Source organism: Streptomyces sp. NPDC041796, from assembly GCF_055590785.1.
In genome coordinates, this window is record NZ_JBVJAH010000054.1 from 1 (window position 1) to 8,759 (window position 8,759).

The 8,759-nt window shown below is 69.3% G+C and carries 7 protein-coding genes; 3 read left to right on the forward strand and 4 right to left on the reverse strand.

Annotated features, from left to right (window positions below; all coding sequences use genetic code 11):
* The 3 genes from ACZ6C1_RS37985 to ACZ6C1_RS37995 form a co-directional block, all read right to left on the reverse strand.
* A partial coding sequence (locus ACZ6C1_RS37985; RefSeq protein WP_469247621.1) for a trypsin-like peptidase domain-containing protein occupies nucleotides 1-1,522 on the reverse strand: 1,522 nt, incomplete at its 3' end.
* Between the two features lie 50 nt (nucleotides 1,523-1,572).
* Complete coding sequence (locus tag ACZ6C1_RS37990; RefSeq protein WP_469247622.1) at nucleotides 1,573-1,902, reverse strand: trypco2 family protein; 330 nt, start codon at nucleotides 1,900-1,902, stop codon at nucleotides 1,573-1,575.
* A 170-nt stretch (nucleotides 1,903-2,072) separates the two neighbouring features.
* On the reverse strand, nucleotides 2,073-5,246 hold the full coding sequence (locus ACZ6C1_RS37995) for a Tn3 family transposase (RefSeq protein WP_469247623.1): 3,174 nt from the start codon (nucleotides 5,244-5,246) through the stop codon (nucleotides 2,073-2,075).
* Nucleotides 5,247-5,646: 400 nt separating this feature from the next.
* Between ACZ6C1_RS37995 and ACZ6C1_RS38000 the strand changes: the two genes are divergently transcribed.
* The 3 genes from ACZ6C1_RS38000 to ACZ6C1_RS38010 are packed head-to-tail and all read left to right on the forward strand — an operon-like array spanning nucleotide 5,647 to nucleotide 8,449.
* Nucleotides 5,647-6,711, forward strand: coding sequence for a tyrosine-type recombinase/integrase (locus tag ACZ6C1_RS38000; RefSeq protein WP_469247624.1), 1,065 nt, complete (start codon nucleotides 5,647-5,649; stop codon nucleotides 6,709-6,711).
* Nucleotides 6,711-7,037 (forward strand): helix-turn-helix domain-containing protein, encoded by a 327-nt coding sequence (locus tag ACZ6C1_RS38005; RefSeq protein WP_469247625.1) that lies wholly within the window; start codon nucleotides 6,711-6,713, stop codon nucleotides 7,035-7,037. The genes ACZ6C1_RS38000 and ACZ6C1_RS38005 overlap by 1 nt, the downstream gene beginning before the upstream one ends.
* Nucleotides 7,038-7,075: 38 nt before the next feature.
* The gene (locus tag ACZ6C1_RS38010) at nucleotides 7,076-8,449 is read left to right on the forward strand and encodes a hypothetical protein (RefSeq protein ID WP_469247626.1); all 1,374 of its coding nucleotides are present in this window, start codon (nucleotides 7,076-7,078) and stop codon (nucleotides 8,447-8,449) included.
* Nucleotides 8,450-8,477: 28 nt separating this feature from the next.
* On the opposite strand, the gene ACZ6C1_RS38015 is transcribed toward ACZ6C1_RS38010, so the two are convergent.
* Nucleotides 8,478-8,759, reverse strand: a 282-nt coding sequence (locus ACZ6C1_RS38015; protein ID WP_469247627.1) for a transposase, incomplete at its 5' end; no start/stop codon positions are given.

Here is an 8,759-nt window from a genome sequence, read left to right on the forward strand (position 1 = left end):
CTGCGAGTACTTCCTCGGTGGCGCCACTACTTCCTCGTTCCCTGTTCCAGGCGATCCTATTGGACACCTGTCCGAGAACTTCGAGGCACCTCAGAGGGACGTTGTCGTAGCGCGGGTGGCTCAGGTCGGCGGGGGGTCGGAGCGTGCTGGCGAGGGACTGCCAGTCGTGTGTGGGCAGGGTGGGGACCTCGGGCAGCAGGCGGGCGAGGTCTCCGGCGGCCTGTTGGAAGGCGCTTTGCCGGTCCTGAGCGGGTTTGCCGGCGGGGATGAGCGGGCCGAGCGGGATGACAGGGGCTTCTTCGAGCAGATCCCGCACGTCGGGGACAGCCTGGAAGGAGCCAGTGCGCCATTCACCGTCGGAGCGGGCGAGCAGCAGCAGCCGTACACGGTGGCGGGAGCGGTGCAGGTGGGTGATGAGACGGCGCAGCAGACGGGGGCGGGTCTCTGCGTAGTCGACTACCAGGAGCAGGGGCAGGGTGGTGTTGAGGGTGGTGAAGTCGGGTGGGGTTCCGTCGAGAAAGGGGTCGTCGGTGAGGTCGGAGCGCAGGTGTCCGGTGACCCAGCCCGCCCAGTCGAGGATGTCGGCGAGACGGCGGGCGAGGCGGGTCTTGCCCTGTCCGCCGGGCCCGGTCATGACCCGGATCGCGAGAGCGTCCGGTTTGTTCTCGCACCACGCGCGTAGGTCGGCGAGTTCGGCATCGCGGCCGTGGAAGGCGACGGCCTCGGCGTCCGCGCGCAGCAGCGCGGCGGGGGAGCGGAAGGCGCGGTCGCCAGCGGCGGAGGTGAGCAGTGCAGCAGGTTCGATGGGTTCTAGGACGGGTTCCCAGCCGGTGTGCTGGGTGAAGAGGCTGCGGAAGCTGGGGCCGGCCAGGAGGTGGGCTGCGGTGGTGGCGGTCAGGCGGCCGCCGCCTTCGGCCTGACGGTCGCGGCGTATGACGCCGCACAGCAGGTCCCCGCCGAAGCCGTCGTCGGTGAGGACGGCGGCTCCCGACATGCCCGCCCACAGGCTGTCGCCTGATGGCCCGGTGCCGGGTATGGGGTCGGTGCTGGTGATCTCGTAGCGGCTGGCGAGGGCGCCGGTGCCCGGGGCGATGCGGCCAGTCAGTTGCTCGTCCAGACGCTGGCCGTCCTCGGCGTCCTTCTGCAGGCGGGGGAAGCCCGTCGTGGTGACCGGGTGCGGCCGGGTGCCGATGAGCAGACCGTACCGCTGGGGCGGTCGGGTCAGCAGATCACTCAGGGACTGCGGGACCTGCCAACTCCGGCCGTCGGGGACCTCGATCAGCGCGGCGTCCACGATCGGGTCCTTGCGCTGCCAGAGTACGGTCGCGCGGAACTGCTGCTCGCCAGCGTCGGGCGGGCACACCCGCACCGGATCCACGGCCGTCGGGTCAACATGGTCCAGGACGTGGGCGGCGGTCAGCACCAGACGCGGCGCGACCAGGTACCCCGATCCGAAGCCCTTGCTCTTCCTGCCGTCCTTGAGACGGTCCACCCGGATCTGCACCCGGCGGTCGAACTCCACAGCAGTCCCCCATCCCTTGCTCTGTGACGCGCGGCGTGCGGGTGGAGGGCCTACTCCTCGTCGCTGACGTCGATGTCGCCGCCGCCGGGCCGGTGCGGGGTCAGCTTCACCGTCACCGTGTGGGTGGCCTTGCTGCCGCTTTCCTTCTTGCCGCCCAGGCTGATCACGCTCCAGCGCAGTCCGCCGTCGACGCCCTTGGTGGCGGTCAGCTCCAGGCCGAGATCCAGCGTGATCTCCCCCAGCGTGAACAGCACCCCCTGGTCACCCCGGCCCGCGGGGTCGGCGATCCGGTCCTGGGCCTCGGCGACCTGGTCCCGTAGCAGCGTGATCGCGTCCGCCAGGTCCATCCACTCCTGATCCGAACCGCTTGCGTTACCCACCACAGTCCCCCTCCTCATCTCCCTCGCCTCCTGCCGTACGGCAGGAGGCGTATCCGACTACTTCTCCCGGCGCAAACCAGCGGAAACCACATCACGGCCGCCGCGTTCCCGAGAACCTGTCACACCCCGGCCCGCCGACGCTCCGGGCCAAGCCCACGAGGCGTTGCCCCCTACACGTCGTCCTCCGTCTCCGCGTCGGCATCAGCCGGGTCGCGCAGGGGCCGCAGCATCCCGCCGCCGGGGACGGACGGGAGGAAGCTGTACCGGCCCAGGACGTTGAGGTGCTTGGCCTTCAGGGGGGACAGCCGGGCCAGGTCCTCGTCCTTCACCTGCGTGCCGGCCTCGCGCAGCGCGGTGAGCGCGGCGTCGAGGTAGCGGGTGTTCCACAGCACCACGGCGTTGAGGACCAGGCCGAGCGCGGCGAGCTGGTCCTCCTGGCCCTGGCGGAAAGGCTGCTGGATGCGGCCGCGCTTGCCGTAGCAGATCGCTCGCGCCATGGTGTGCCGTGATTCCTGCACGGTGAGCTGGCGGTTCATCCGGCGGCGGTAGGTGTCGTCGATGGGGTCGACCAGGTTGAGCAGGTGCATGGTCTTCTCGATCCGCCCGTACTCGGCGAACGCCTGGCCCAGCGGGGTCGGGCGGCCGTCGCGACCGAACATCCGCAGCAGGTCGTAGGCGCGGACCTGGTTGGTGACCAGCGATCCGGCGACGCGGAGCATGTCCGGCCACCAGGTCTCGATCTTCTTGAGGTTCACCTTGTTGCGGGCCAGAGCCTGCAGCGGCCCGTACCCCGCCTTCCCCGCGGCCTCCGACCCCGACCCCACGATGTCGTCCTGGGTGCGGGCCGGGGCGGGCAGATCCGCACGCCAGAAGCGTTGGTCGGCCAGGTCGCGGAAGCGGGGCGCGAAACGGTAGCCGAGCATCGTGAAGATGCCGAACACCATGTCGGAGTAAGAGGCGTTGTCGGTGGTGACCATCTCCGGCCGCACCCCGCCGTCCAGACTCAGCAGCGTGTCCAGGATGAACAGGGAGTCGCGCGGGGTGCCGGGCACCACCATCTGCCCGATCCCCGACACCTGGTCGTTCACCGCGTTCAGCCAGGTCACGCCGCGTTTGTAGCCGTAGTACTTCGGCGAGGGACCGGTGTTGATGGACCGTGAGGGCACCACGAAGCGCAGGCCGTCCACCGAGGCGAGCATCCCGCCGCCCCACTCGGCTGCGAGCGGCACCCGGGCCTGGGCTGCGATCAGTGCGGCGTTCGCCACGGCGATGGTGTCGCCGCGCAGGTAGTTCTGGTCGACGTGGGAGAGCCGACTACGGGTGAGAGCCTCGATTCCGGGGTTGGTCACCGGGGTCAGACCGATGTTGCACGCCTCCGCGACCAGCAGCGCCACCAGGCTGACCGGCAGGTCCGCCATGCGGCTCTCACGGGTGGATACATGCGTGAAGGCGTCCAGGAAACCGGTCCAGGCGTGGACCTCGAACAGCAGGTCCGGCAGGTCGATCCGCAGCAGCATCGCCAGCGTCGCCTTCTTCAGCGCGGTCAGCGACTCCGGCTCGCCCAGTGCACCGAGCTTGTCCACCGACAGCCGGGCCCGCCCGCCGTCCGGCGGCACCACTATCTCAATCTTCGCCTCCTCGCCCGCCTCCTCCAAGCGCTGGGCAAGGTGCTTCCATGCCGTGTCCAGCCCGACCGCCAAGCGCTCAAGATGCTGCCCGACCGGCTCGTTCGGACTCAGCCCGGCCAGGACGTCCTCCCGCACCGCCTCCCACTGCCTGCCGTCCAGGAGCCGGGCGCGCGGATCCGACCAGCGGTTCGACGGCGCGGCGAACACGTCGCGCCGACTGAGCGCGCGGTGCAGCTGCTCCAGCACGCACACCACGTATGCGTCACGGTCCACAGCGCCCGCGGGCAGTTTCGCGTTGGCGTACACCGCACGCTTCCACATCGGAGCCACCAGCTCCGCGTCGATCTCCCTGGGCAGCAACGGCCGGTCCTTGACCCTCCGGCGCGAGAGCGCGGGCAGCCGACGCACCGCGGCCAGCACCCGGCGCCCGCCGGTGGCCGCCCCGAGCGCGTTCGACTCGCCCAGCAGCGACAGGAACGGACGCACGGTGTTGAAGCGCAGCGCCAGCTGGTCACGCAGCGCGGCCTCCGCCGACCCGTCGTCCTGCGGCACCAGGGCCTGCACCGTGGCCACCGCGCCGGACACCTGCGCCCGGGTGGCGACCTCCTCCACCGCCCGCCACACGGCGGCCACGTCCAGGTCCGCCACGTGCTCCTCGACCCGCTCCAGCTCCTCGATGAGCACCTTCGAGGCCCGCGCGAGCGTGCGGGACGCCTTCTCCAGCTGCGGCAGCATCGCCAGGCGCTCCTTGTCCGACGCCCGCCGCGCCGGGCTGATCAGCCTCGTCGCCATCAGCAGCGCGAACAGGTCCAGCGCGTCGTCGATCGCCGCCGCCTCCAGCGACCGCACCACCGCCGTCATCAACGCGGTCCTCTTCGGCTCGGGCGCCCGCTCGATGCCGGCCGCCTTCGACGCCAGCCCGTACCGGGCCAGCGTGGACAGCCGGTTGACCGGCACCCGCGACAGATCCACCCGGCCCAGCTGGAACGCAGCAATGTCGTTCACCCGGTCCAGGGCCCGCGCCAGCGCCGTACCCGTCGTCCGCGTCGGCGGCCGGCGCAGCACCTCCAAGTGCGAATACCGGGCACCCTCCGGGACGACCAGCAGCGCCGCGAGTTCCGCCGGCAACGCCGGATCGGCCCGCCGGGCCGCCGACGCCACGGCCGCATGCGACCGCTTCTCCGCGACCGTACGGACCTCCGCCACCTGCCGCGCCAGCACGCTCACCCCCGGCAACAGCACCCGATGCCCGCGCAGCCACGCCACCGCGTGATCGAACAGCGCCACCGGCCCCTCGGCATGCGTCCACGCCCGCCCGTGCAGAAACCTCCGGAACTTGCGCCCCCACTGCGGATCGTCGAACTCCCGGTAGCCGTACCGCCTGCGGATCTCCCCCGAGTGCTCGTACGCCGTCGGCCTGCGGTCGGTGTACCGCTTGATCACCGAGGCATCCTCGATGTCCAGCTGCTCAGCGAGGTAGTCCACCACCTCCCACGGAACCGCCAGCGGGTCCTCCAAAAGGAACAGCCCGACGTAGCGCACCGTGCACAGCTGCAAGGCAATCCCTAGCCGGTGGCTGTCCGCCCTCCGCAGCGCGATCAGGTCCCGGTCGTCGTCATCCAGGAAGAAGAAGCGCTCCAGCTCAGGACGCGTCGGCGCCTCCTTGAAAGTTCCGTACGCATCGGCCTGCTCGTCAGTCAGGAATTCCACCGGCACGCGGTGACCGTAGCCACGCCACGAGCCCATTCAGCGGGCTTGCCCGAACTGCCCCGAGACCACCGATCGCTGTGCTAGCCGACCAAGATCAATCTCACCGTTAGCCGCTATACCGCTGCTACTACCGACGCCGATTGCATCGGATGCGAATAGGTGACACATGTCCTGGAGATTAGCCATGGAGCGCATGGACCGGGTCTCACCAGGGACGCTGACCTCGGAACCACGGTAGCGGTCTCCTCGATGGACAGCTGGAGGTCTCACTCCATCGAGCGATTGAACTGCGAAGACACCCCCGGGTCGCATCTGATGCGAAATTCTCGCGTCAGATGCGATGGACGGAGAGTGATGGCGGATGGGTTGGGACGGTCTCGTTCCAGGTTCTGCGCGGCTGCACTTGGTGGACGGCCTGTCGTTGCTGCGGCCGGACGAGCAGGTCTTCGAGGCGATGATCAAGGGCTGGCGCAACCAGCAGCTCGCCCGGAACCTCTCGCTGGGGTACGTCAATGACCAAGAGCGCACGGTCCGGGCCTTCACCCGGCACGCCGATGTGATGCCGTGGCACTGGACGCCGCAGCACGTCGACGAATGGTCGGCCGATCTGCGGGCCGTGCGCGGTTGCGTCCGCTCCACTCTGCGCAACTACCAGGGCTCCGTGCGTCAGTTCTGCGACTTCCTGACCAACCCGGCCTACGGCTGGAGCGACGAGTGCCTGCGGTACTTCGGTACTCACCCAGTCCAGGTGGTCTACGACTGGAATGCTGCAACGCACGCCGACGAAGCCGAGGGCGAGCCGGAACGACGGGCGTTCACCAAGCCCGAACTGGAGCAGTTCTTTGATCACGCCGACGACGCGGTGCTGCGCGTTCGCGGCAAGGGCTGGTTGCCGGCCTTCCGGGACGCCGCCTTGTTCAAGGTCGCGTACGCCTACGGGCTGCGTCGCAATGAGACCCGGATGCTGGATCTCACGGACTTCGGCCGAAATCCGGAGGGCCGGGAGTTCGGCGAGTACGGAACCCTGCTGGTCCGCTACGGCAAGGCCAAGAAGGGCTCACCGCCCAAACGTCGCAGCGTTCTGACCGTCTGGCACTGGACACCCCGCACGATCGAGGAATGGATCAGTGAGGTCCGGCCCGGGATGCGTCATTCGACCAGCCGGGCCCTCTGGCCGTCCGAGCGTGGCCCGCGGGTCGGGGTCCAGCGGCTGGACTCCCGATTCGCCGCCTACCGGGATGCCGCCGGCCTGGATCCCGCGCTGGAGTTCCGCTCGCTGCGCAGGTCGTACATCACCCACCTGATCGAGGACGGCCACGACCCGCTGTTCGTCCAGCAGCAGGTCGGCCATGACCACGCCTCCACCACCGCGATCTACACCTGCGTCTCCTCCGACTTTCGCACACGTTCTCTCCGTCGAGTCCTGGACGCCACCATCGAGGCCGCTCTGCGGCCGGGAAGGACCTCCTGATGCCACGCCAGATCAACTACCGGTGGCGCCTGCGCGAGTTGATGGCCGCCCGCGGCATGTTCACCGTCGGCGAGGTCATGCCGCACCTGGCCGAACGCGGCATCACCCTGTCCTCCTCCCAGGTCCACCGCCTGGTCTCCGGCACCCCGGAACGGCTGTCCCTGCCGGTGCTGGCCGCCCTCTGCGACATCCTCGACTGCACGCCCACCGACCTGATCGCCACCTCGGCCCAGAACCTCCCGGCCCGCCGAGCCGCCGGCGAAGAGGCGCCGATCAACCTGGCCGCGCGCCGACCCACACGGGTCCGACTGACGCCCGAGGGGTGAGTGGTGACACCGGAGGAGTACGAGCGTGCGACCGCGCGATGCGAGTCCGTGGCCGTTGCCCAGGCTGCGACTCCGACCGGCTACTGCCGGGACGGGACATCGACGGCGCACCGATCTGCCGCGACTGCGCGGGCATCGTCCGCGACCTCTTCTGTGATCGCTGCGGCTTCGAGGGGCTGCTGCTTGGCGGACGCCTCTGCGAACACTGCCCCCTCGCCGACACGCTCGCCCGCCTCCTCGACGACGGCACCGGCCGCGTCGTTCCGGCGTTCCTGCCGTTGGTCAAGATCCTGCTAGAGATGGACCGACCCAAGAGTCGACTCATCTGGCTGCGCAACCCCAATGTCGTCCGTCTCCTCCAGGGCCTGGCCACGGGCGGTATCCCGCTCTCGCATGACGGGCTGCACCAAGAGGCCCCCTGGCGAACCGTCACTCACCTGCGTGACCTGCTGATGGACAGCGGTGTCCTCCCGCGGGTCGACCGGCAGCTCCTGCTCTACCAGCGCTGGCTGACCGAACGGCTCGCCACCATCGAAAACCCCGAACACCGTCAGCTTCTCCGCCACTTCGCCACCTGGCACCAGATGCGGCGCCTGCGGACGAAGGCGGAGAAGGGACCGTTGGGACGCTCCCAGACCAACCACACCAAACAGGAGGTCACCCAGGCCGGCGCATTCCTCACATGGCTCGCCGGCCGAGGACGTGCAATCGGGCAGTGCCAGCAGGCCGACATCGACGCCTGGCACACCGAGAGCCTGGCCACCCGCCGCCCGTCCCAGTCATTCCTGCGGTGGTGCATGAAGACCGGCCGGATGCCCCGCCTCACGCTGCCGCCCGCCGTCATCACCCAGGACCCGGAACCGCTGCACCAGCACCGCCGGCTCGCGATCCTCCGCCGGGTCCTCAACGACGACTCCTTGCCCCTACGGGCCCGGGTCGCCGCCGCGCTCGTTCTCCTCTACGCGCAACCCGTCACCCGCATCGTCCACCTCACCATCGACGACATTACCGACGACGAGACCACCATCACCGTCCGGCTGGGAGACCCGCCCTCCCCGCTGCCGGAGCCCGTCGCCGACCTTATGCGGGCCTACATCCAGTCCCGGCAACACCTGCCCTACGCCAGCAGCAGGAGCTCACAGTGGCTCTTCCCCGGCCGTCAGCCCGGACAGCCCATGAACCCGGTCAGCCTCCAAGCCCACCTGCGTGAGATCGGCGTCCCGCCGCAGCGCGGCAGGACCTCCGCGATCCGTCAGCTCGTCCTCCAGGCCCCGGCTCCCGTCATCGCGAAGGCGCTCGGCTATCACGACAAGACAGCCACTCGCTTGGTCACCGAAGCCGGAGGAACATGGAGCCGATCTTGCCAGAGCCGTGAACGTGCCCAGTCACGGATGAACGTGCTCAGTTCTTGAGGTGCTGAGAGGACGTTAAGACCGTGTCCTATGTGGTGAGGCGGACGAGCCGTTTGTAGCAGCAGAGGGCGGCGGCGAGGCCGAGAAAGGCCAGGTAGTTGCGGGGATCGCGCTCGTAGCGAGGACTCAGACGTCGGTAGCCGGACAGCCAGGACATCGTCCGTTCGATGACCCATCTGCGGCGGCCCAATCGTTCGCTGGACTCGATGCCTTTACGCGCGATCCGTACTCCGATGCGTTTGCCACGTAACCATTTCCGCAGGTCGGCGCGGTCGTAGGCTTTGTCCGCGTGGAGGCGCTGGGGCTTGAA